General features: G+C 59.6%; 20 protein-coding genes. 10 read left to right on the top strand and 10 right to left on the bottom strand.

Annotated features, from left to right (window positions below; genetic code table 11):
* Positions 1–14: 14 nt before the first annotated feature.
* The 3 genes from B3I26_RS03880 to B3I26_RS03870 all read right to left on the bottom strand — a co-directional run bounded on the left by B3I26_RS03880 (position 15) and on the right by B3I26_RS03870 (position 2,312).
* Positions 15–1,034, bottom strand: a complete 1,020-nt coding sequence (locus B3I26_RS03880; RefSeq protein ID WP_296255207.1) for an alpha/beta hydrolase — start codon at positions 1,032–1,034, stop codon at positions 15–17.
* Between the two features lie 43 nt (positions 1,035–1,077).
* On the bottom strand, positions 1,078–1,497 hold the full coding sequence (locus B3I26_RS03875; protein ID WP_296255206.1) for an organic hydroperoxide resistance protein: 420 nt from the start codon (positions 1,495–1,497) through the stop codon (positions 1,078–1,080).
* A 341-nt stretch (positions 1,498–1,838) separates the two neighbouring features.
* A complete protein-coding gene (locus tag B3I26_RS03870; RefSeq protein ID WP_296255204.1) occupies positions 1,839–2,312 on the bottom strand; it encodes a MarR family winged helix-turn-helix transcriptional regulator in 474 nt (157 codons plus the stop codon).
* A gap of 261 nt (positions 2,313–2,573) precedes the next feature.
* Here B3I26_RS03870 and B3I26_RS03865 point away from each other — a divergent pair, with 261 nt between their 5' ends.
* Positions 2,574–3,305, top strand: coding sequence for a sulfite exporter TauE/SafE family protein (locus B3I26_RS03865; RefSeq protein ID WP_296255531.1), 732 nt, complete (start codon positions 2,574–2,576; stop codon positions 3,303–3,305).
* Between the two features lie 6 nt (positions 3,306–3,311).
* On the opposite strand, the gene B3I26_RS03860 is transcribed toward B3I26_RS03865, so the two are convergent.
* Entirely contained in the window at positions 3,312–4,166 is an 855-nt protein-coding gene (locus tag B3I26_RS03860; RefSeq protein ID WP_296255202.1) for a LysR substrate-binding domain-containing protein, read from the bottom strand.
* Positions 4,167–4,264: 98 nt separating this feature from the next.
* On the opposite strand from B3I26_RS03860, the gene B3I26_RS03855 reads away from it, so the two are divergent.
* The gene (locus B3I26_RS03855) at positions 4,265–4,498 is read left to right on the top strand and encodes a DUF1127 domain-containing protein (protein WP_296255529.1); all 234 of its coding nucleotides are present in this window, start codon (positions 4,265–4,267) and stop codon (positions 4,496–4,498) included.
* A 187-nt stretch (positions 4,499–4,685) separates the two neighbouring features.
* A complete protein-coding gene (locus tag B3I26_RS03850; RefSeq protein ID WP_296255200.1) occupies positions 4,686–5,927 on the top strand; it encodes a winged helix-turn-helix domain-containing protein in 1,242 nt (413 codons plus the stop codon).
* Between the two features lie 90 nt (positions 5,928–6,017).
* Here the strand turns inward: B3I26_RS03850 and B3I26_RS03845 are convergent, their stop codons facing one another.
* Positions 6,018–7,364 carry a class II 3-deoxy-7-phosphoheptulonate synthase gene (locus B3I26_RS03845; protein ID WP_296255198.1) on the bottom strand — a complete coding sequence of 449 codons (1,347 nt, stop codon included), beginning with the start codon at positions 7,362–7,364 and terminating at the stop codon, positions 6,018–6,020.
* Positions 7,365–7,490: 126 nt separating this feature from the next.
* Between B3I26_RS03845 and B3I26_RS03840 the strand changes: the two genes are divergently transcribed.
* Together B3I26_RS03840 and B3I26_RS03835 are read left to right on the top strand one after the other, a co-directional pair.
* On the top strand, positions 7,491–8,246 hold the full coding sequence (locus tag B3I26_RS03840) for a spermidine synthase (protein WP_296255197.1): 756 nt from the start codon (positions 7,491–7,493) through the stop codon (positions 8,244–8,246).
* A gap of 418 nt (positions 8,247–8,664) precedes the next feature.
* Positions 8,665–10,341: a DEAD/DEAH box helicase gene (locus tag B3I26_RS03835; protein WP_296255195.1), complete on the top strand. Its 1,677-nt coding sequence runs from the start codon at positions 8,665–8,667 to the stop codon at positions 10,339–10,341.
* Positions 10,342–10,853: 512 nt separating this feature from the next.
* Here B3I26_RS03835 and B3I26_RS03830 read toward each other — a convergent pair.
* Positions 10,854–11,621, bottom strand: a complete 768-nt coding sequence (locus B3I26_RS03830) for a DODA-type extradiol aromatic ring-opening family dioxygenase (RefSeq protein WP_296255527.1) — start codon at positions 11,619–11,621, stop codon at positions 10,854–10,856.
* A gap of 104 nt (positions 11,622–11,725) precedes the next feature.
* Here B3I26_RS03830 and B3I26_RS03825 point away from each other — a divergent pair, with 104 nt between their 5' ends.
* Positions 11,726–12,382: a thiopurine S-methyltransferase gene (locus B3I26_RS03825; RefSeq protein ID WP_296255193.1), complete on the top strand. Its 657-nt coding sequence runs from the start codon at positions 11,726–11,728 to the stop codon at positions 12,380–12,382.
* Positions 12,383–12,493: 111 nt separating this feature from the next.
* On the opposite strand, the gene htpX is transcribed toward B3I26_RS03825, so the two are convergent.
* Both htpX and B3I26_RS03815 read right to left on the bottom strand, forming a co-directional pair.
* Positions 12,494–13,381 carry a protease HtpX gene (gene htpX, locus B3I26_RS03820; RefSeq protein ID WP_296255191.1) on the bottom strand — a complete coding sequence of 296 codons (888 nt, stop codon included), beginning with the start codon at positions 13,379–13,381 and terminating at the stop codon, positions 12,494–12,496.
* Positions 13,382–13,644: 263 nt separating this feature from the next.
* Positions 13,645–14,856 carry a pyridoxal phosphate-dependent aminotransferase gene (locus tag B3I26_RS03815; protein ID WP_296255190.1) on the bottom strand — a complete coding sequence of 404 codons (1,212 nt, stop codon included), beginning with the start codon at positions 14,854–14,856 and terminating at the stop codon, positions 13,645–13,647.
* 193 nt (positions 14,857–15,049) lie between these two features.
* On the opposite strand from B3I26_RS03815, the gene msrB reads away from it, so the two are divergent.
* Positions 15,050–15,448, top strand: coding sequence for a peptide-methionine (R)-S-oxide reductase MsrB (gene msrB, locus B3I26_RS03810; RefSeq protein WP_296255188.1), 399 nt, complete (start codon positions 15,050–15,052; stop codon positions 15,446–15,448).
* 86 nt (positions 15,449–15,534) lie between these two features.
* Entirely contained in the window at positions 15,535–16,020 is a 486-nt protein-coding gene (locus B3I26_RS03805; protein ID WP_296255186.1) for a glutathione peroxidase, read from the top strand.
* A 58-nt stretch (positions 16,021–16,078) separates the two neighbouring features.
* Here the strand turns inward: B3I26_RS03805 and B3I26_RS03800 are convergent, their stop codons facing one another.
* A complete protein-coding gene (locus B3I26_RS03800) occupies positions 16,079–18,403 on the bottom strand; it encodes a hybrid sensor histidine kinase/response regulator (protein ID WP_296255184.1) in 2,325 nt (774 codons plus the stop codon).
* Positions 18,404–18,505: 102 nt separating this feature from the next.
* Between B3I26_RS03800 and B3I26_RS03795 the strand changes: the two genes are divergently transcribed.
* Entirely contained in the window at positions 18,506–19,399 is an 894-nt protein-coding gene (locus B3I26_RS03795) for an ATP-binding protein (RefSeq protein WP_296255182.1), read from the top strand.
* Positions 19,396–19,878, top strand: a complete 483-nt coding sequence (locus B3I26_RS03790) for a GAF domain-containing protein (protein ID WP_296255180.1) — start codon at positions 19,396–19,398, stop codon at positions 19,876–19,878. Before B3I26_RS03795 ends, B3I26_RS03790 begins: the two co-directional genes overlap by 4 nt.
* Before the next feature lie 106 nt (positions 19,879–19,984).
* On the opposite strand, the gene B3I26_RS03785 is transcribed toward B3I26_RS03790, so the two are convergent.
* Entirely contained in the window at positions 19,985–20,758 is a 774-nt protein-coding gene (locus B3I26_RS03785) for a hypothetical protein (RefSeq protein ID WP_296255178.1), read from the bottom strand.
* Positions 20,759–20,779: the final 21 nt, after the last annotated feature.

The raw sequence follows: 20,779 nt of genomic DNA, 5'->3' as shown, positions 1-20,779 counted from the left end.
AAAGGGCTAAGCGCTTACTTAAGATGAGCTTGCAGTTGCTGAGAAGCCTGCGCCAGCGCCGATCGAACTTCAGGCACCTGGCTGACCACGTTCAACAGCCCGTAGTCATGGATCATGCCGTTGTAGCGAACCGCAGTTACCGGCACGCCTGCCTGATCCAGTTTGCGTGCGTACGCTTCACCTTCGTCGCGCAGGACATCGGCACCGGCAGTCTGCACCAACGCAGGCGGCAGGCCCTTCAATTGATCGATCGTGGCGCGCAACGGCGAAGCGTAGATCTCGGCGCGTTGCTTCGGATCGGTGGTGTAGTTGTCCCAGAACCACTTCATCATATTGCGGGTGAGGAAGTGACCCTCGGCGAACTGCTCATACGAGCCGGTATCGAAGTTGGCATCGGTTACCGGCCACAGCAGGACCTGATAGCGAATGGCCGGGGTGCCTTTGTCTTTGGCCATCAGGCTGACGACCGCCGCCATATTGCCGCCGACGCTGTTGCCCACCACCGCCAGGCGCTTGCCGTCGACATTGATCTGCTTGCCATGCTCGGCCACCCATCGGGTCGCCGCATAGGCCTGGTTGATCGCCGTCGGGTAATGCGCTTCCGGGGAAGGGGTGTAGTTGACGAACACCGCGACCGCGCCTGAACCCTCCACCAAATCGCGCACCAGACGCTCGTGGGTCGGGTAATCGCCCAGCACCCAGCCGCCGCCATGGAAGTACATGAACACCGGCAAGGTGCCTTTAACGCCCGCCGGGCGGACGATGGTCAGGCTGATGCTCTGGCCGTCTACCGAAATGGTCTTCTGGCTGACTTCGGCTTTGGGCAGCGTCAACTTGACCCCTGCCTGAGCACCTGCCAGCACGGCCCGTGCATCGGTAGGCGAAAGTTGCTCGATGGGTTTACCAGAGCCTGAATTCAGGGCATCCAGAAACGCTTGGGTGTTGTGCTCAACGCCGCTGTCGGTTGCTGCGAAAGCGTTGCCGATGGACAGAGCGAGAAGCGAGCCTGCCAGAATCTTGCCGAGTGTGTTCATGTTCTCTTCCTTGGCCTTAGGCGCAGTGGGTTTGCCGTCCTCGTTAAACGGTTACGTGCAGGCGCACGTCAACGTTGCCGCGGGTGGCGTTGGAGTAAGGGCAGGCCTGATGAGCGGCATCGACCAGCGCTTGAGCCTCGGCTTGATCAAGACCCGGCAGGTTGATGTTCAGGTCGATGTCCAGACCGAATCCGCCTGGAATCTGGCCGATGCCGACATGCGCTGTGACCGACGTGTCGGCCGGGATGCTGCGCTTTTTTTGGCTGGCGACGAATTTCAGTGCGCCGATGAAGCAGGCCGAGTAGCCCGCCGCGAACAGTTGTTCAGGGTTGGTCGCTTCACCACCTGCGCCGCCCAGTGCTTTTGGGGTCGCCAGTTTCACGTCGAGAATACTGTCGCTTGAAACAGCGCGGCCATCACGGCCACCGGTTGCGGTTGCGACTGCGGTATAGAGAGCTTGCATGATATTTCCTCGCTTGATGATGGTGGCTGGATCTACTTCGGCTCAGCGCTAAATATTTGCGCGCTAAGCAAGTGAGATAAAATGTACTGCGCTAATGTTTAGTGCGCAAGGTAAATTTTAAAGGAATTTTTGAAACTGCTTCCGATCAAGCGTGGTAGAGAATTCAACCTGTTGAATTTAATGGCTAAAAACTTTGAGGGTGCATCGCTTCCACGTGGTTATCTGGAGCGGCTGGCGTGTCAGCGGTAGCGATCGCAGGCCGTTTCCAATCAGTGAGGAAGGTCTGACCACCGAAACAAAAAGGCCAGCAACAAGGCTGGCCCGGACGAAGAGAAGAGGCGTCAGAGGCTATCGTGCAGACTCCCACGTAGCCCGAGCAGGTCTTTTTGCAGCGCTTTTAGCTGTTCAACCGTGATGCCGCTCGCCGCCAGGATGCATTGCGGAATGCGCTGGGCCTTTTGGTGCAGAACCTTGCCCTGTTTGGTCAGATGCAGCAGTACCACGCGCTCGTCTTCCTTGCTACGGGTGCGACTGATCAGGCCCTCGGTTTCCAGGCGCTTAAGCAGCGGCGTGAGGGAGCCAGGGTCGGTTAACAAACGGGTGCTGACCTCTCCGACAGTCAGACCGTCGCCTTCCCACAACACCAGCATCGCCAGGTACTGCGGATAGGTCAGGTTGAGTTCCTGTAGCAGCGGTTTGTACACCTTGGTCATCATCAATGACGTGGAGTACAGCGCAAAACACAGCTGGTTATCCAGCAGTAGATTCTCGCAACTGCCAGCGCCAGCCGTTGTGGAACTTTCGTTGGCATTCATGGGACGTCCTCATTCGATGTGCAGTAAGCGCTAAGTTAGTGTCGCAATCTTTAACGCACTAGATAATTTCTGCAATCGGTGAGTGCGATTTTGCCTATGACGTTCAGTCCGGTAGCCGGGAGAGAATGATGCACGAATCGTGGATCATCACATCATGCTTCGTTAACGATATCGCACGCTTGTGGATTTCCTCACATGGCCTTACTGCGTAGCATGCGCCCAGAATCCAATAGAGGGCCGGGTGTGACTGTTGATGTCGTGATGTATCTGCTGCTTGGCGCGGCCATGGGCACCCTGGGCGGGTTGTTCGGAATAGGCGGCGGGCTGGTGGCAATTCCTGCACTGGGCGTGCTGTTCGGCCTGGATCAGCAACTGGCCCAAGGCACGGCGCTGCTGATGGTATTGCCTAATGTGCTGTTGGCGTTATGGCGCTACAACCAACGCAACCGGATTTCCGTGCGCAACGCCATGCTGCTGATCGTGCCAAGCTTCACCGTTTCCTGGCTCACCTCATTGTGGGCGGTGCGGATCGATCCTCAGAGCATGCGCCTGGGGTTCGTGGGATTCCTCATCGTGCTGACGCTGTTCAACCTGGTGCAGATGTACTGGCATAGAGGCAATGTCGGTGCCGAACTGCGGCACGGCAAATGGCTGTGGGTACTGGGCCTGGGGTCCGGATTGACGGCGGGCATGTTCGGCGTGGGCGGCGGGGTGATCGCTACGCCGATTCTGACCGGTATCTTCGGCGCGACCCAAGTGGCGGCCCAGGGGCTGGCCTTGGCGCTGGCGGCCCCCGCCACGGTGATCACTCTGACCACCTACGCATTGCACGGCCACGTTGACTGGCGAATGGGCATCCCGCTGGCGATCGGCGGCCTGGCCAGCATCAGTTGGGGCGTGGCGCTGGCCCATAGCATGCCGGAGCGTGTGCTGCGTTCGCTATTTTGCGTATTCCTGGTGCTCTGCGCCGTCATGTTGTGCTTCAGGGTCTGATTATCCTCAAAGTTTGAAGCCTTCGGCGATGTGATCGGCCAGGCATTCAGTGATCGGCGACGGATTGTTCGGGTTGCGCAGCAGCACGATGCTCGCCGAAGGCAGCGGCGGCAACCCCTGAGCTTCACCGAGAATGCGCAAATCCGCGGTGATCAGGCTTTCAAGTTGCGCGGTGACGGCCAGCCCTGCGCTGACCACGGCCATGATCGCCGCCAGGCTGGCGCTGGTGTACGCGGTGCGGTATTCGCGTCCCGATGCATCCAGCGCGTTGCAGGCCCACAATCGACAAAAGCAGTCGTTGTTGAACATTGCCAGGGGAATCGGCGTTTGTTCGTGTGGGCAGAAGCCGGCGGCCTCAGCCCACACAAAGCGCTCTTGGCGCAGGATCTGGCCGATTTCCTTGCCGGGCTCGCGAGTGACAATGCTCAGGTCCAGATCCTGGCGGTGCAGCAACTGCGCCGATGATTCGCAATGCACCTCGATCTGGATCAACGGATACGCCTGGGCGAAACGCGAGAGAATGCCCGGCAGAAAGCGCATCACGTAATCGTCCGGTGTACCGATCTTCACGGTGCCGACCATGTGCGGCTCGCGCAGGGTGTTGAACACCTCGCTGTGCAGTTTGAGGATGCGCCGCGCGTAACCCAGCAGCACCTGCCCTTCGGCAGTGAGGTTCAGTACGCGGCCATCCTTCTGGAACAGGGGACGCTTGACCACGTCGTCTTCGAGCCGCTTCATCTGCATGCTGACGGCAGATTGCGTGCGATTGACGATTTCGCCCGCCTTGGTGAAACCGCCTTGATCGGCGATGGCGACAAAGGTGCGCAACAGCTCGCTGTCGATACTTGGATAGGTAGCCATTGCATCAATCTCCCAGATGCATTGCATAAGAAACATTCGTTTGATTGATCTTATCCCCAGACACAGAATCTGGCCATCCCCACGTGGAGGACCGGATGATGAAAGATCAAAAAGGTTATGTGCTGGTGCTGAAAACCCTATCCCGTAACTCGCCCCTGGAGCGTGCCTGGCATTCGGTCGCCTCACGCATTGCCCGGTGGTGCAAGCTGTACCACCAGCGCATCGAGCTTGCCAGTCTGAGCGATGACGCGCTTAAAGACATTGGCTTGAGCCGCGCCGATGTCACCCAGGAGATCGAGCGTCCTTTCTGGGACGACCCGATGAAACATTGAGATTGATGCTCTAGTGCCAGGGATTAAAGATTGGGCGTAATGCCTGAAGGTGTTCAGTCAAAACCGTCGACGCTGCAGTTCGGCTTGCCGCTGCCAGCGTGTGTTGGATCGTTACTGCTGGCAAGCCGTGACGCTACAAAAGCGGGGTGGGATCAGGTAGTTTTGCGGTTCGAACAGGAGCGCCTGAATGCCCGCAGAACTGCCCGTCCAACAAAAAATACCCATCGAGCAGGCCCGTCGTCTGGCGCTCTCGGCCCAAGGGTTCCATGGTCGTCAGCCGCCTGCGACGATTACCTCCCGCCATGTCACGCAACTGATCGAGCGCCTCGGGGTAGTGCAGATAGATTCGGTCAACGCGCTGGTGCGTTCGCACTACCTGCCGCTGTATTCACGCCTGGGCAACTACCCGCAAAAACTGCTGGACCAGGCGGCGTGGAGCCAGGGGCGCCAGCGCAAACTTTTTGAATACTGGGGGCATGAGGCGTCATTACTGCCGATTCAGTTGTATCCGCTGATGCGTTGGCGCATGCAGCGGGCATCCTGCGGGCAAGGCATCTATCAGCAGATGGCCCGGTTCGGTCGCGAGCAGCAGTCGACGATTGCTCGCGTGCTGCAGGCCGTTCGTGAGCAAGGAGCGCTGGGTGCGGGCACGCTCAACACCCGTCAGGAACGCGCGGGGCCCTGGTGGGACTGGAGTGCGGAAAAGATGGCCCTGGAATGGCTGTTTGCAGCCGGTGAGGTCACCGTCGCCGGGCGCCGAGGCTTCGAGCGCCTGTACGACTTGCCTGAGCGGGTATTGCCCTCTGCCATCCTCAATCACCCCGAACTGGCTGAAGCCGATGCCCAGCGCGATCTGCTGCTGCACGCGGTCAAGGCCTTGGGTGTCGGCACCGAGAAGGATATTCGCGATTACTTCCGCCAAGACCCGACGTCAGCCAGGGCAGGCCTGGCCGAGTTGCAGGAGCAGGGCGTTATCGAGCGGATTCAAGTGCAAGGCTGGAAACAACCTGCGTTTGCCCTGCCTGCATTAAGCGCCCCGCGGAAGGTCAGCACCAGTGCCTTGTTGTCGCCCTTCGATTCGCTGATCTGGGAGCGGGCGCGCACGGAACGCCTGTTCGATTTTCACTACCGCCTCGAAATCTACACCCCGGCCCACAAACGGATTTACGGCTACTACGTACTGCCGTTTCTGCACCACGAGCGTATTGCTGCGCGAATTGATCTGCGTGCCGAGCGGGCGGCCGGGCGGCTGGCGGTGCATGCCGTGCATGAAGAAGAACCCGGGTTGGACGAAGAAGGCATTCACGCGTTGGCCGCCAACCTGCGCCAGTTGGCGGATTGGCTAGGGTTGCCGCACGTCCTGATCAACTGTCAGCGTGCCAGTGCGGCGCGGCTGCGGGTGGCGTTTGTCCAGGTTGAGCAGCGATGACGCGTCCTGCACTGAATCTGCTGGAGCAGCACGGCCTGCCGGCGGTGGCGCTGTGCAGAACCATCGCCGGCAAGCCGGGCTGTTGCCGTTTCAGCGGCGTACCTGCTTCAACGTCTCCGCAATCAAAAACGCCAGTTCTAGGGACTGATCGGCGTTCATCCGTGGATCACAGTGGGTGTGGTAACGGTCCGACAGGCCGTCTTCGGTAATTGGACGCGCGCCACCGATGCATTCAGTGACGTTCTGCCCGGTCATCTCGATGTGAATACCGCCCGCATAGGTCCCTTCGGCCTGATGCACCTGGAAGAACTGCTTGACCTCGCCCAGAATCTGCGCAAAGTCGCGGGTCTTGTAGCCGCTGCTGGCCTTGATCGTGTTGCCGTGCATCGGGTCGGAACTCCACAGCACCTTCTTGCCTTCGCGTTCCACCGCACGAATCAGGCCCGGCAAGTGTTCGCCGACCTTGGTGGCACCCATCCGCGCGATCAGGTTCAGGCGCCCCGGGTCGTTTTCGGGGTTGAGGATGTCGATCAGCCGAATCAGATCGTCGGTATTCATGCTTGGGCCGACCTTCACGCCGATCGGGTTTTTCACCCCGCGCAGAAACTCGACATGGGCGCCGTCCAGCTGACGTGTGCGGTCGCCGATCCACAGCATGTGCGCCGAGCAGTCGTAGAAGTCGTTGGTCAGGCTGTCGCGGCGCACGAACGCTTCTTCGTAACTGAGCAGCAGGGCTTCGTGGGCGGTAAAGAAGCTGGTCTCGCGCAGCTGCGGCGAGGTGTCCATGCCACAGGCGCGCATGAATGCCAGGGTTTCATCGATGCGGTCGGCCAGGTGACTGTATTTCTCTGAAAGGGCGGAGCCAGCAATGAAATCCAGGTTCCACTTATGCACTTGATGCAGATCGGCAAAACCGCCCTGGGCGAACGCGCGCAGCAGGTTCAGGGTCGCAGTGGACTGATGATAGGCCTGCAGCAGACGATCAGGGTCTGGCACGCGGCTTTTCTCGTCAAAACCGATGCCGTTGACGATATCGCCGCGATACGCCGGCAGGGTCACGCCGTCCACGGTTTCGTCATCGGCGGAGCGCGGCTTGGCGAACTGGCCGGCCATGCGCCCGACCTTGACCACCGGGCAGCCCGCCGCGAAGGTCATGACGATCGCCATTTGCAGCAGCACCTTGAAGGTGTCGCGGATTTTCGCCGCGGAGAACTCGAAGAAGCTCTCGGCGCAATCGCCACCTTGCAACAGGAACGCCCGCCCCTGGGTGACCTCGGCGAACTGGCGACGCAGCTCGCGGGCCTCGCCGGCAAATACCAGTGGCGGATAGCTGGCCAGGGTCTGTTCGACACGCCTTACATGTTCAGCGTCGGGGTACCGGGGTTGTTGCTGGATAGGCAGGCTGCGCCAGCTTTCGGGGCTCCAGGGTTGGCTCATTGTGAACTCTAGGTCAGGGCAATCGGGCGGTCATGGTAGCAGCTCATCCGGATAATTTGCGTGACCTGCCGGGGCTGCATCGCCGACAATCTGCACGCCCAAATGTTGCTTATCAAGAGAGCCGTAATGACCGAGGAGCGTGTAGAGCGCGTGCTGGCTGAAGTTCACGATGACTTCGGCATGATCCGCGTGCTGGAAGTGGACGACTACCGCTTTCTGGAATTCGGCGATGCCATCGAGCAAAGCTGCACGTTCACGGCCGACCCGGCGTGGCTGGAGTACGACTATACCCGCGCCATGCTGATCGGCGCGCTGTGCCATGCGGCCCCCGAAAGCGCCCTGTTCATGGGGCTTGGCGCAGGCACGCTGACCCAGGCCTGCCTCAAGTTCCTGCCGCTGGACGACGTAGAAGCCATCGAACTTCGCCCCGACGTGCCGCGCCTGGCCATGGAATACATGGGGCTGACGGACGATCCGCGGCTGTACGTGCGCATCGGCGATGCGCTGGACTTGCTGCCGACGGCCGAAGACGCCGATCTGATCTTCGTCGATCTGTATACCGATACCGGCCCCGCCGTGGGGCATCTGGCGTGGGGGTTTCTGGAGAGGTGCCAGCAGCGCCTGAACCCGGGCGGCTGGCTGATCATCAACCAGTGGGCCTCGGACGATGGCAAGCCGCTCGGTGCAGCGCTGCTACGCGGGCTTTATCATCGCCATTATTGGGAGCTGCCGGTGAAGGAGGGCAATGTGATCCTCATCGTGCCCGCCGATCTCGAGCAGACCCTGGACATGCAGGCGCTGATCCAGCGTGCCGAACAGCTCGCGCCGCAGTTGGGTTACTCGCTGATGCCACTGATAAAGACCCTGCGCCCCGCGACCTGAGCCGCACTTTTGACGTGTCCTGGGGTGGAATGACCGGCACGCTGGATGACTCTTCGGGTGAATCGTTTAAGCTCCTGTCGCCGGTAAACCCGGGCTGTTGAGCGATAAACTGCGCCACAGGTTTGCGCAAAGGCGATATCAGAAGGGCGTAAGGTGTTCTTTAACTGAAAAAAAGCCTCACTTTTTCCAGCAATTCCGGTATAGTGCGCGCCGGCCTTTCATAGGGCCCTCGTCACGGTATGGGTTTGCGAAGCCTTCTTCGCAAGCTGGTTCCCAAACGAACCACCCTTGACGATCCATTCATCAATACGTTTTCGCAAATCCCCGCCGACAAAGCAGCCAGGGTGACTCTAGGGTCTTACACGGCACGCGCAGCTTTGAAGCATGGGTCTTTGCGGATGCACTCAGAGGCAGACCCATGACCCAGGAAACCGGCGGCTTCGCCGCTTTTAATCTTAATCCAAATATTCTTGCAGCCGTCGCCGCGACTGGTTACGAGGAGCCTTCTGCTATTCAGCAGCAGTCGATCCCGATCATCATGGCTGGCCAGGACATGATTGGCCAGGCGCAGACCGGTACCGGTAAAACCGCCGCGTTCGCCCTGCCGATCCTGCACCGCATCGACCCAACCAAACGCGAGCCGCAAGCCTTGATCCTGGCGCCAACTCGTGAGTTGGCGTTGCAAGTCGCAACTGCTTTCGAAACCTACGCCAAGCAAATGCCAGGCGTTACCGTCGTGGCTGTCTACGGCGGCGCGCCCATGGGCCCGCAGCTGAAAGCCATCCGTAACGGCGCGCAGATCGTCGTCGCCACCCCAGGCCGTCTGTGCGACCACCTGCGTCGTGACGAAAAAGTCCTGGCGACCGTGAACCATCTGGTTCTCGACGAAGCCGACGAAATGCTCAAGCTTGGTTTCATGGACGACCTTGAAGTCATCTTCAAGGCACTGCCAGCAACCCGTCAGACCGTTTTGTTCTCGGCCACCTTGCCGCAGTCGATCCGGGCGATTGCCGAGCGCCATCTGCGTGATCCGCAGCACGTCAAGATCCAGACCAAGACCCAGACCGTCACTGCGATCGAGCAGGCTCACCTGCTGGTTCACGCTGACCAGAAAACCTCTGCCGTTCTGAGCCTGCTGGAAGTCGAAGATTTCGACGCCCTGATCATGTTCGTCCGGACCAAGCAGGCCACCCTGGACCTGGCAAGCGCGCTGGAAGCCAAAGGCTACAAGGCCGCTGCGCTGAACGGCGACATCGCACAAAACCAGCGTGAGCGCGTCATCGACTCGCTCAAGGATGGCCGTCTGGACATCGTGGTCGCAACTGACGTCGCTGCCCGTGGTCTGGACGTTCCGCGTATCACCCACGTGTTCAACGTGGACATGCCTTACGACCCTGAATCCTACGTTCACCGTATCGGCCGTACCGGTCGTGCCGGTCGCGAAGGTCGTGCGCTGCTGCTGGTGACGCCGCGCGAGCGCCGCATGCTGCAGGTGATCGAGCGCGTGACCGGTCAGAAGGTGGCTGAAGTTCGCCTGCCGGACTCGCAAGCCGTTCTCGACGCACGCATCAAGAAGCTGACCAATAGCCTCGCGCCGCTGGTGGCCGATGCCGAAGCCAGCCACGGTGATCTGCTGGATCGTCTGACTGCCGACATCGGTTGCACCCCGCGTGCATTGGCTGCTGCGCTGCTGCGCAAGGCTACGAATGGTCAGGCACTGACCCTGGCGGCCATCGAAAAGGAACGTCCACTGGTACCGAACAGCGCACCACGTGGCGATCGTGCCGATCGTCCATCGGGTGACCGTCCTGATCGTGGTGACCGTGAGCGTCGCGCACCGATGCCGCTGGCTGAAGGTCGCGCTCGCTGCCGTACCGCGCTGGGTGCTCGCGACGGCATCGCTGCCAAGAACCTGCTGGGCGCGATCCTCAACGAAGGCGGTCTGGCTCGTGAGGCCATCGGTCGCATCCAGGTACGTGATAGCTTCAGTCTCGTCGAATTGCCGGAAGATGGCCTCGAGCGTCTGCTGGCTAAGTTGAAAGACACCCGCGTTGCCGGTAAGCAGCTGAAACTGCGTCGCTACCGCGAAGACTGATCGGCGTTGAGTTGATCGTCTGAACAAAAAAATCCCCGACTGGCTCGGGGATTTTTTTTGGCCGGGATTTGGTTGTTTATTGAGCTAAGACCCTAGCGAGCTTTTGTAAACCTGTCGGCGCGAGCCTGCAAGAGAGAGAAAAACTGAAGCGATCTGACAAGACGAGAGTTGCTACCCATGCCCTTGAACCGATCACATTGCAGGTAAGTTGAAAAAAAGGATGATGGTCGAAAAGCGTTGGGTTTGGTGATACGCACCGGCTCGGGTTCGCGGGATTTCGTCCACCCCGCCCATGAGCCGGAGCCATTGGGAAGCCTTTTTTTGAAAAAAGGTCAGTCGTCATCGAACGGATCTTTTTTGTCTCTCTTGAATATCGCACTCCTTGCGTCATCCGGCTTAGGGTCGGGACATTGCCGTGCGCATGAGGCATGGTTAACGATGCTGCGATAACCCGATATTGCAGCGCTTCAAGCCGCTGGTAGAGTGGCTATGAGCCTCAGCCGCATCCCCGCTCAACCAAAACGGTAAATGTCCATCCCCAGTGCGCCCATGGTGAAACCCTGGTGCGCCACGCTGAACGTGCCACCGGCACCACGCGCGAAGTACAGCGGCGCCAGATGCTCGTCGGACGGATGATTGCGTGCGGCTTGCGGCGCTTGGCGGCGATAGTCGTGCAGAGCCTGCTCGTCGTCAGCGGCAAGTTTCTCAACCATCCAGTTGCGAAATGCCAGCGCCCACGGCTCGACGCTTTCCGGCCCGGCGTGCCAGTCCAGCTCACGCAGGTTGTGGGTGATACTGCCGGAGCCGATGATCAACACGTCTTCCTCGCGCAAGCTGCGCAGTGCATGACCTACACGTGTCTGCAAGGCAGGCCCCATGCCCGACGGCAGCGAAATCTGCACGATTGGAATATCGGCAGTGGGGTACATCAAGGAAAGTGGCACCCAAACCCCGTGGTCGAAAGGCCGGCGGCTATCCGTGCGGGCGGGCAGCTCGGCAACTGCCAGCAGTTCCATCACACGTCGTGTCATGTCCGGTTCGCCCGGCGCAGGGTATTGGACGGCAAACAGCGCTGCGGGGAAGCCGCCGAAGTCGTGCCAGGTTTCCGGCTGCGGGTTGCCGTTGACCAGCAGCTCATTACTCTCCCAGTGCGCCGAAACGATCACGATCGCCTTCGGTCGAGGCAGTTCGGCGGCCAGATGTGCCAGTGCAGGGCCACTCGGGCCGGGTTCCAGCGCGAGCATCGGTGAGCCATGAGATATGAACAGGCTGGGGAACATGTTGGTTGTCCTGAGCATTAAGATACGAGTCATGATCAGGCAGATCATTGATCGTAATCTAATATAAGTTTTCGTGCCCTTTAATCGAAATATCAGGAGTTTTTATGGAGCCAGAGTTTTGGCACGAGCGATGGGCGATCAATCAGATCGGCTTCAATCAATCAGAGGTGAATCCGTATCTGGTGGTGCAGTGGCCCGAGTTGAAGGTGCAACCGGGTGCGCGGGTGTTCGTACCCTTGTGCGGCAAAACCATCGACCTGCACTGGCTTCTGCGTCAAGGTCTGCAGGTGGTTGGCGTTGAGCTTTCAGAAAAGGCCGTCGCTGCGTGGTTTAGCGAAAGTGGCTTGACGCCCTCTATCGAGGAGCGTGGCAGCTTCCAGGTCTACCGCCATGAGGCCTGCGAGATCTGGTGTGGTGATTTCTTCGCGCTCAAGGCCCGTGACATTGGCGAATGCAGCGCTTTCTATGACCGGGCGGCGTTGATCGCATTGCCCCCGGAAATGCGCTGGCAGTATGTCGAACAGCTCAACCAGTTGATGGCCGAGGACGCCTGCGGGCTGTTGATTACATTGGAGTACGAACAAACGGAAGTCGCCGGGCCCCCTTTTTCAGTGGATGAAGATGAGGTACATCAGTTGTTGTCTGTGCAGTGGCGACTGAGAAAAGCGGGTGAATGGGACGTGCTTGAGCAGAGCGCGAAATTCAAAAAGGCTGGGGCTGTACGCCTGATGGAGGGCGCTTATCGTATGTTTCGACGTTGACGTTGATCCTGGCGACCGCTTTCAGTAGCAAGATCGATTAGTCACCACGTAGGTTTTTCAGACAAAGAAAAGGGCGACCGACGTCGCCCTACTTTTGACACCCTTGCAGTATCAACCGCGACGGCGCAGCGCCTCGATACGTTCTTCCAGCGGCGGATGGCTCATGAACAGCCCTGCCAGGCCATGCTTCAGACCGCCATTAATGCCGAAAGCCGTCAGGCTTTCGGGCATCTGCACCGGAACGCCCTGTTCCGAGCGCAGGCGTTGCAGGGCACTGATCATCGCTCCGGTTCCAGCCAGACGAGCACCGGCGTCGTCGGCACGGTATTCGCGCTTGCGCGAAAACCACATGACGATGGCGCTCGCGAGAAAGCCCAGCACGATCTCGGCAAAAATGGTCGCAATGTAGAACGCAATGCCCCGGCCTTCTTCGTTCTTGAAAATCACCTTATCGACGAAGTTGCCGACGATTCGGGCGAAGAACATGACGAAGGTGTTCACCACGCCCTGGACCAGCGCCAGGGTAACCATGTCACCGTTGGCAACGTGGCCAATCTCGTGGGCCAGAACCGCTTTCACCTCATCGGGCGAGAAACGCTCCAGCAGGCCCTGGCTGACAGCCACCAGCGCGTCATTCTTGTTCCAGCCGGTAGCGAATGCGTTGGCCTCGTACGCCGGGAAGATCCCGACTTCCGGCATCTTTATGCCTGCCTCGCGGGACAGTTGTTCTACTGTGTGCAGCAGCCACTGCTCATGGCGGGTACGGGGTTGAGTGATGATCTGGGTACCGGTGCTCATCTTTGCCATCCACTTGGAGATGAACAGCGAGAACAGCGAGCCGGCGAAACCGAATATGGCGCAGAAAATCAGCAGCTGATTGAGGTTGAGATCAACCCCGTTGGCCGCCATGAACCCATTGAAGCCAAACAGGCTCAAGGTGATGCTGGCAATCAGCACGACCGCAAGGTTAGTGGCCAAAAACAGCAAGATGCGCATCATGGTGTGGAAGTTCTCCTCGTGAAGAATGTGTAACGTGTTGCGGGGTATATAAGGTGATGTCGGTGGGTATTCAACCGGGCGACTATTTCAAACTGTGTCGTTTTGCGTGGTCGAAGTGATTAATCAGGCTGGGCGGGGCGGCGAGGCGGAGTGATGACGGGGGATTCGAACGATGGCCCAGTGGCTGCGGCAGCCCGTTTCGCCGGCGGTGACGATTTCTAATACGCCACCGCCAGCAAGCCGTGCTGCTACAGCAAGCAGCATTACTGCCTGTACGTCTTCAGGAAATTGCCGATCCGGCCGATCGCCTGCTCCAGATCGTCCACCCGCGGTAGGGTCACTACGCGGAAATGGTCCGGCCACGGCCAGTTGAAGGCCGTGCCCTGAACGATCAGCAGCTTTTCGGATAACAGCAGATCCAGGGCGAATTTCTCGTCGTTATGAATCGGGCAGATTTTCGGGTCGATCCGCGGGAAAGCATAGAGCGCTCCCATCGGTTTCACGCAACTGACGCCCGGGATGTCGTTGAGCAATTCCCAGGTGCGGTTGCGTTGTTCCAGCAGACGGCCCGGCGGCAGGATCAGGTCGTTGATGCTCTGGTAGCCGCCCAGGGCGGTCTGAATCGCGTGCTGGCTCGGTACGTTGGCGCACAGGCGCATGTTGGCCAGGATGTCGATGCCTTCGATGTAGCTCTGGGCGTTGTGTTTGGGGCCGGAAATGGCCACCCAGCCAGAGCGGAAGCCTGCCACGCGGTAGGATTTGGACAGGCCGTTGAAGGTCAGGCAGAGCAGATCCGGGGCCAGCGACGCGGTGCAGAGGTGCACCGCGTCGTCGTACAGGATCTTGTCGTAGATCTCGTCGGAGAAAACCACCAGGTTGTGCTGGCGAGCGATTTCCAGCATGCCCAGCAGCACCTCTTTGGAGTACACGGCGCCGGTCGGGTTGTTCGGATTGATGATCACCATGGCCTTGGTGTTCGGGGTGATCCTGGCCTTGATGTCGTTCAGGTCCGGCCACCAGTTGGCCTGTTCGTCACACAGATAGTGCACCGGACTACCGCCGGACAGCGCCACGGCGGCCGTCCACAGCGGATAGTCGGGCGCTGGCACCAGCACTTCGTCACCGTTGTTAAGCAGCGCCTGCATCGACATCACGATCAGTTCGGAAACGCCGTTGCCCAAATAGATGTCTTCGATGCCGACACCTTCGACCTGCTTTTGCTGGTAGTACTGCATCACCGCCTTGCGCGCGCTGAACAGGCCCTTGGAGTCGCTGTAGCCCTGTGCGGTAGGCAGGTTGCGGATCACATCCTGCAGGATTTCGTCCGGCGCCTCGAAACCGAATGGCGCCGGGTTGCCGATGTTCAGCTTGAGGATGCGATGGCCTTCCTCTTCCAGGCGCTTGGCGTGCTTGAGCACGGGCCCGCGAATGTCGTAACAGACGTTGGCGAGCTTGTTCGATTTGCTGAACTGCATGGTGATTGATCCCGAAAATGGACGATCCGCCGTGTGCTGAAAAGACGGACCGCTGAGTACAACGCCATCAAAATGGGTTTGTATGCGAGAAACGCGGGTGACAGACTGGCGTCTAACGAAGGCGCAATCATACGTGCCACCCGATCCGTGGAAAAGACACAGTTCGGGCTTTTTCAGTTGTGGAGGTGTACCCGTGGAAAAGCTGGAAAAAACCCTCGAAGAATGGAAGCAGATGCTCGATCCCGAGCAGTACAACGTTTGTCGCCTCAAGGCCACCGAGCGACCCTTCACCGGCAAGTACAACAGCACCAAAACCGATGGTGTGTATCACTGCATCTGCTGCAATGAGGCACTGTTCGATTCCACCACCAAGTTCGATTCAGGTTGCGGCTGGCCAAGCTTCTATGCGCCCATCGAGGGCAGTGCGGTGGTTGAGGTGCGCGACGTCAGCCATGGCATGATTCGCACCGAAGTCGTCTGCGCCAAGTGCGATGCTCACCTGGGACACGTCTTCCCGGATGGTCCACCACCAACGGGCTTGCGCTACTGCATCAACTCCGTGTGCCTGGACCTGGTGCCTCGCCAGGCCTGATGCGTCGCCATCACCGCGTTCAATTGAATGGCGCGCCAGTCGACGGCGCGCTAATTTGCCGACTTGATCCTTCCCGAGGCATCGCCATGAGCGAAAATCTTCTGAACATTCCGGTGCAAACCATCAAGGGCGAGCAAAAGACCCTCGCTGACTACGCTGGCAAGGCGGTATTGGTGGTCAACACCGCGAGCAGGTGTGGCTTCACCCCTCAATACAAAGGTCTCGAAGAGCTGTGGCAGAGCTACAAGGACCGCGGCTTGGTGGTGTTGGGCTTTCCGTGCAACCAGTTTGGCAAGCAGGAACCGGGCAACGAGAGCGCGATTTCCGAGTTTTGTGAGTTGAACTACGGGGTGAGCTTCCCGTTGTTCAAAAAGATCGATGTCAACGGCAGCGACGCCCATCCGTTGTTCGTGCAGTTGAAGAAACAGGCCCCCGGCTTGCTGGGATCGGAACGCATCAAGTGGAACTTCACCAAATTCCTTATTGGCAAAGATGGCTCGCTGATCAAGCGCTATGCGCCGTTGACCAAGCCGCAGGACCTGAAGTCGGATATCGAAGCGTTGCTCAAGTAACGGTATCGGCAAATTTCAATCGCCAGCGGCAAGCCTGCGACGCCAATTCGCTTGTAGCCTAGGACCTGACGCTTGTCGCTGCCGTCCACTGGTCCAACAGGCTGACCAATTCTTCCCGATGAAACGGTTTGGCCAGATAGTCGTTCATCCCCGCCTGCTTGCAGTGTTCGCGTTCTTCGGGCATGGCGTTGGCCGTCAGGGCGATGATCGGCAGGTCGGGCCATTTGCCGCTCTGACGGATCAGTCGGGTGGCTTCGTACCCGTCCATCACGGGCATGTTGCAGTCCATCAATACCAAGTCGAAACGGCTACGTTCCAACTGCTGCAACGCCTCGGCACCGTGACTGCTGACCACCACCTCACAGCCCAGTTTGCTGAGCATGCCTTTGGCCACCAGTTGGTTCACCGGGTTGTCTTCCACCAACAGGATCCTCGCCCGGTGGGCCGTCGGCTCCACGCCCGGCAGCCTGGCATTGCCGTGAGCGCCGTCGATTTTCAGGATACCCTTGAGCACCTGATGCAGGACACTGCGTGACATCGGTCGCGCCTGTTGGTGCACCGGTGCCAGTGCGAGCACCTGTTCGCCAGGCATGAAGTTGCCGTAGGCCGTTACCAGCAGGATAGGCATGCGCGAAGCAGGACGGATGCCGGCCAGGCACTCGGGGCAGTCGGTGATCAGCAGGTCAGGCTGGATAGCCGGCTGCGGGTCGTTGATTGAACAATGCCGACAGTCGATGCCCCATTCCGGGAGCAATCGGCTGAGCATCTCCGACAGCCCGCTGCCCTTGGCACTGACTACCACTACGCTACCCTTGAGCGCCGGCCAGACCGGAGCCGGCGTGTGGACAGGCAGCGGCAGGTCTGCGTAGAAACGGCTGCCGACGCCCGGCGTGGACTCGATGTTCAACTGCCCGTTCATCGCCTCGCACAGGTTGTGCGTCAGTGTCAGGCCCAACCCGGTGCCGCCGTACTGGCGGGTGATGGCCGCTTCGGCTTGGGTAAACGGTTGGAAGATTTTCGCCTGGGCATCCTGGGCAATACCGATGCCGGTGTCGCACACCTCGATGCGCACCTTGTCGTCGTGCAGGCTTAGCCGAAGGTCGACACGCCCGGCCCGGGTAAACTTGAGCGCGTTGGACAGCAGGTTGCTGACGATCTGCCTTACCCGCGTCGGGTCGCCCAGCACCAGCGCGGGAAAGCGCGGATCGATCAGGCAGGTCAGTTCGACGCTGGGCGCGGCGTTCTGCGACAACAGGTTAGCGGTGTCCTCGATCAAGGTGGCCAGATCGAACGGGATACGCTCGAGCTCCAGTTGCCCGGCGTCGAATTTAGACAGGTCAAGGATATCGTTGAGCAGTTCGACCAGCACCTTGCCCGAGTCGTGAGCGATGGACAGTTGCTGACGCTGTTCGGCACTGAGCGGCCCATCCAGCGACAGCGCGAGCATGCCCAGTAGCCCGTTGAGCGGTGTGCGGATCTCGTGACTCATATGCGCCAGAAACGCTGATCGGGCATGGGCCATATCCAGTGCCGTGCTGCGTGCGATCTGCAGCTCTTCGTTGGACTGGCTGAGCCGGGCATTGCTGGCCTGCAGTTCCTGGGTCCGGGCGTGCACCACGTTTTCCAGCTCGTTGAGGTGCTCGGTCAGGCGGTTTTCAGCATCGCGGCGGCGACCGAATTCGCAAGCGACGTTATCGAACTGCTGATTGGCGACCTGAACCAGCACGCCGATCTCATCGTTTTCATGCCTGCGCGGGCAGGGCAGCGGCGCCTGCGCAGAGCTGCTCGAATCTCGGGCCGACAGTGCTCGAATCACGTCGGTCAGGGGCTTGGTCAGTGTCAGGTAAAACAGGCCCATGAGAATCCCGGCAAATACCAGGCTGCGGAAAAAGCCGCTGAGCAGGGTGATTTGGGCACGCTGCAGGAAATGGCTGCCGAAGGCAAAGGTATCGACGTCCAGTTGCAGCATGCCGATGGCTTCATTGGGCATATGGTCCAGGTGCAGGACGTCCACGAACTGACGGCTTTTGCCGAACATCGAGTCGCTGAGCATGCGGTACGGACTTTCCACCCGCGGGCGCGACACGGCGGCAAGCAGCACGTTATTGTTGTCGACCATTCGCGCGCCGACCACGGCGGGGGAGTGCAGCAGGCCCGATGTCAGTTCCTGCGCGAGCTCGGCATCAATGTTGTAGGCGATCCGGGAGGCCGGGTTGTGACTGATTTGCAGCAAAGAGCGAATTTCACGATCGATCGAGGCGTCTTCGCTGGCATAATCGATCGCAATTTGCACCAGGCTGAACAGGGTCCCTAACAGGAAACCGAGCAGCACGGTCAAACGGGCCTGTTTGTACGACAGTCGGTGGGTGATTCGAATATCCATAAGGGCGCTTGATCCGTGGGGCACTGGCACTTCTTGTGTCCATCGCCGGCCAAGCATAGCTGATCGCACACCGGCTTTAACCAGTTAAATCAAGGAGAAATCGTGGATTCCCGATTGAACGCATTTCTGGAACGCGCCGAGTCGGTACTGGCGCGACTTGAGCCCCTTTTGCCCGCCCTGCGTGAGCCGGTGGACTGGGACAAATCGCTGGCCGCACGCTGGGTACGCGAAGGGCGCGTCGGTTATTTGATGCCCTTGGAGGTGACCCTGGACATGCGCCTGTCCGACCTGATCGGTGTCGATCAACAGCGTGCTCAATTGGGGCGCAACACCCAGCAGTTCATCGATGGCCTGCCTGCCAATCATGCTTTGCTCTGGGGGTCGCGCGGCACCGGCAAATCGTCCTTGGTTCGGGCATTGCTGGCTGAGCACGCCAAGGCCGGGCTTCGGCTGATCGAGATCGAACGCGATCATCTGGGCGACCTGCCGCGGGTGGTCGAGCAATTGCAAAAGTTGCCGCAACGCTTCGTGCTGTTTTGCGACGACCTGTCATTCGATTCGGGCGAAGGCGATTACCGCGTGCTCAAAAGCGTGCTCGACGGCTCGCTGGAGCAGGCCCCGGACAATGTGCTGTTGTACGCCACCTCAAACCGCCGTCATCTGGTGCCGGAAAAGGAAAGCGACAACGCCCACTGGCAGCGCGGCGACGACGGCGAGATCCATCCAAGCGAGGCGGTCGAGGACAAGATCGCCCTGTCTGACCGTTTCGGTCTGTGGCTGTCCTTCTACCCCTTCACGCAGGAGCACTTTCTGGAGGTCGTGGAGCACTGGGTCGGTGAGCTGGCCGGCAAGGCAGGTTTACAGTGGCAGCGTGATCCGGCTTTCGACATCCTCGCGGTGCGTTGGGCAACCGGGCGCGGCAACCGCAACGGTCGCTGTGCGTATCAGTTCGCTCGTTACTGGGTGGGTTTGAAAATGCTGGAGCAGCAACCATGATCGATTTGCAAGCCGCAGGTCAGGGCCTTGATGGTTATCGCCTGCTGGCCGCACAGCTTGAGTCGTTGCTGGCGCACGAGCGCGACTTCATCGCCAACGCAGCGCAGTTTTCAGCGTTTCTTTACACTCAGCTCGATGACCTCAACTGGGCCGGGTTCTACCTAAATCGCGACGACGAACTGGTGCTGGGGCCGTTTCAGGGACAGATCGCCTGCGTGCGCATTCCATTCGGCAAGGGCGTTTGCGGCACGGCGGCCCAGCGCCGCGAAACCCAGCGCGTTTTGGATGTGCACGCGTTCCCGGGCCACATCGCCTGCGACAGCGCGTCCAATAGCGAACTGGTGGTCCCATTGGTCAAGGAAGGTCGTTTGATCGGCGTGCTGGACCTGGACAGTCCGAGTCTTGCGCGTTTCAGCGAAGCGGATCAGGCGGGGATAGAGGCATTGGCGCAGATTTTTCTCAAGGCCACCGATTGCTGAGATAACGCAGGGTGGGCGCTCGCTTGATCGCGATCACCTGCAGCGGCCCGACTTGCCGACAGGCCGTGCCGCTACAGGTGCACAGACCGGAGCAGTGCAGAAGCCATCAATCGTAGATGGCTTTTTTCTTCCATTCGGCGTCCGCTTCGACCACTTTCAGGCCTTCAGTCAGTTCGTTGTTGTCGTCTTCGGTCGGGGCGATGGTATCCAGCACCATGGCATTGGCCCGCGCCAATTGACGCTCCATGGCTTGTAGATGAGTCTTCCACGGCGCAGGTTCGGCCTGGTTCTTCAGGTATTGAACGCCTCGTTCAAAAGCCAGCCGTGCCTGACCGGGCTGTTGCTGGTTGAGCGCCTGCTGGCCCAGATTGTTGAAGAACTCGATGTGCAGCAGCACCAGCAGATTGCGGATCTCGCGAACCCAGTGCTTGGCTTCGGCAGCCTGCAGAAAACCGTCATGGGCCGCGCGGGTCACCTGGCCATGCATCGCCTCCAGCAGAAAGCGCACGTCCTTGGCCTTGGCTTCGGTCTGGATCGGGCTGGGCGGATTGTTGACCTGAATGTTGTCACCCTGAGCGAGCAGCGCTTCGAGTTCGGTTGCGCGTTCCTGTACGGCGGGATTGTTTCTTCTCTCAAGCGCAACCAGGCGCTTGATAACGTTCAGCTCCAGGCGCAACAGCAGCAGCTTGAGTGCCGGGGTCATCAACTGGCCAGGGAAGGTCTCCGACAACTCGCTGCAACGGCGCAGACGATCATTGAGCTCGACCAGCGTGCGTGCGCGCTCCACTTTCCTGGCTTCGGCAACGTGATTGAGATAGCCGATTGCGATCAGGAGTACGATGCCTGCTACAACCAACAGGGTGATAATAAGTGGGGTCACCGTACAAACCTCGATCAGTTA

Source organism: Pseudomonas sp. UBA5706, from assembly GCF_002419965.1.
Taxonomy (GTDB): domain Bacteria; phylum Pseudomonadota; class Gammaproteobacteria; order Pseudomonadales; family Pseudomonadaceae; genus Aquipseudomonas.
The sequence above is the reverse complement of the archived record's forward strand: the minus strand, read 5'-3'. Positions and strand labels throughout refer to the sequence as shown.

What these genes read in the sequence shown, in the direction of transcription:
- B3I26_RS03800 (WP_296255184.1), bottom strand. Translation starts at nt 18,403, where the DNA reads ATGGATATTCGAATCACCCACCGACTGTCGTACAAACAGGCCCGTTTG.
- B3I26_RS03835 (WP_296255195.1), top strand. Translation starts at nt 8,665, where the DNA reads ATGACCCAGGAAACCGGCGGCTTCGCCGCTTTTAATCTTAATCCAAAT.
- B3I26_RS03875 (WP_296255206.1), bottom strand. Translation starts at nt 1,497, where the DNA reads ATGCAAGCTCTCTATACCGCAGTCGCAACCGCAACCGGTGGCCGTGAT.
- B3I26_RS03860 (WP_296255202.1), bottom strand. Translation starts at nt 4,166, where the DNA reads ATGGCTACCTATCCAAGTATCGACAGCGAGCTGTTGCGCACCTTTGTC.
- B3I26_RS03840 (WP_296255197.1), top strand. Translation starts at nt 7,491, where the DNA reads ATGACCGAGGAGCGTGTAGAGCGCGTGCTGGCTGAAGTTCACGATGAC.
- B3I26_RS03815 (WP_296255190.1), bottom strand. Translation starts at nt 14,856, where the DNA reads ATGCAGTTCAGCAAATCGAACAAGCTCGCCAACGTCTGTTACGACATT.
- B3I26_RS03865 (WP_296255531.1), top strand. Translation starts at nt 2,574, where the DNA reads ATGTATCTGCTGCTTGGCGCGGCCATGGGCACCCTGGGCGGGTTGTTC.
- B3I26_RS03855 (WP_296255529.1), top strand. Translation starts at nt 4,265, where the DNA reads ATGAAAGATCAAAAAGGTTATGTGCTGGTGCTGAAAACCCTATCCCGT.
- B3I26_RS03845 (WP_296255198.1), bottom strand. Translation starts at nt 7,364, where the DNA reads ATGAGCCAACCCTGGAGCCCCGAAAGCTGGCGCAGCCTGCCTATCCAG.
- htpX (WP_296255191.1), bottom strand. Translation starts at nt 13,381, where the DNA reads ATGATGCGCATCTTGCTGTTTTTGGCCACTAACCTTGCGGTCGTGCTG.
- B3I26_RS03880 (WP_296255207.1), bottom strand. Translation starts at nt 1,034, where the DNA reads ATGAACACACTCGGCAAGATTCTGGCAGGCTCGCTTCTCGCTCTGTCC.
- B3I26_RS03825 (WP_296255193.1), top strand. Translation starts at nt 11,726, where the DNA reads ATGGAGCCAGAGTTTTGGCACGAGCGATGGGCGATCAATCAGATCGGC.
- B3I26_RS03850 (WP_296255200.1), top strand. Translation starts at nt 4,686, where the DNA reads ATGCCCGCAGAACTGCCCGTCCAACAAAAAATACCCATCGAGCAGGCC.
- B3I26_RS03805 (WP_296255186.1), top strand. Translation starts at nt 15,535, where the DNA reads ATGAGCGAAAATCTTCTGAACATTCCGGTGCAAACCATCAAGGGCGAG.
- B3I26_RS03830 (WP_296255527.1), bottom strand. Translation starts at nt 11,621, where the DNA reads ATGTTCCCCAGCCTGTTCATATCTCATGGCTCACCGATGCTCGCGCTG.
- B3I26_RS03870 (WP_296255204.1), bottom strand. Translation starts at nt 2,312, where the DNA reads ATGAATGCCAACGAAAGTTCCACAACGGCTGGCGCTGGCAGTTGCGAG.
- B3I26_RS03790 (WP_296255180.1), top strand. Translation starts at nt 19,396, where the DNA reads ATGATCGATTTGCAAGCCGCAGGTCAGGGCCTTGATGGTTATCGCCTG.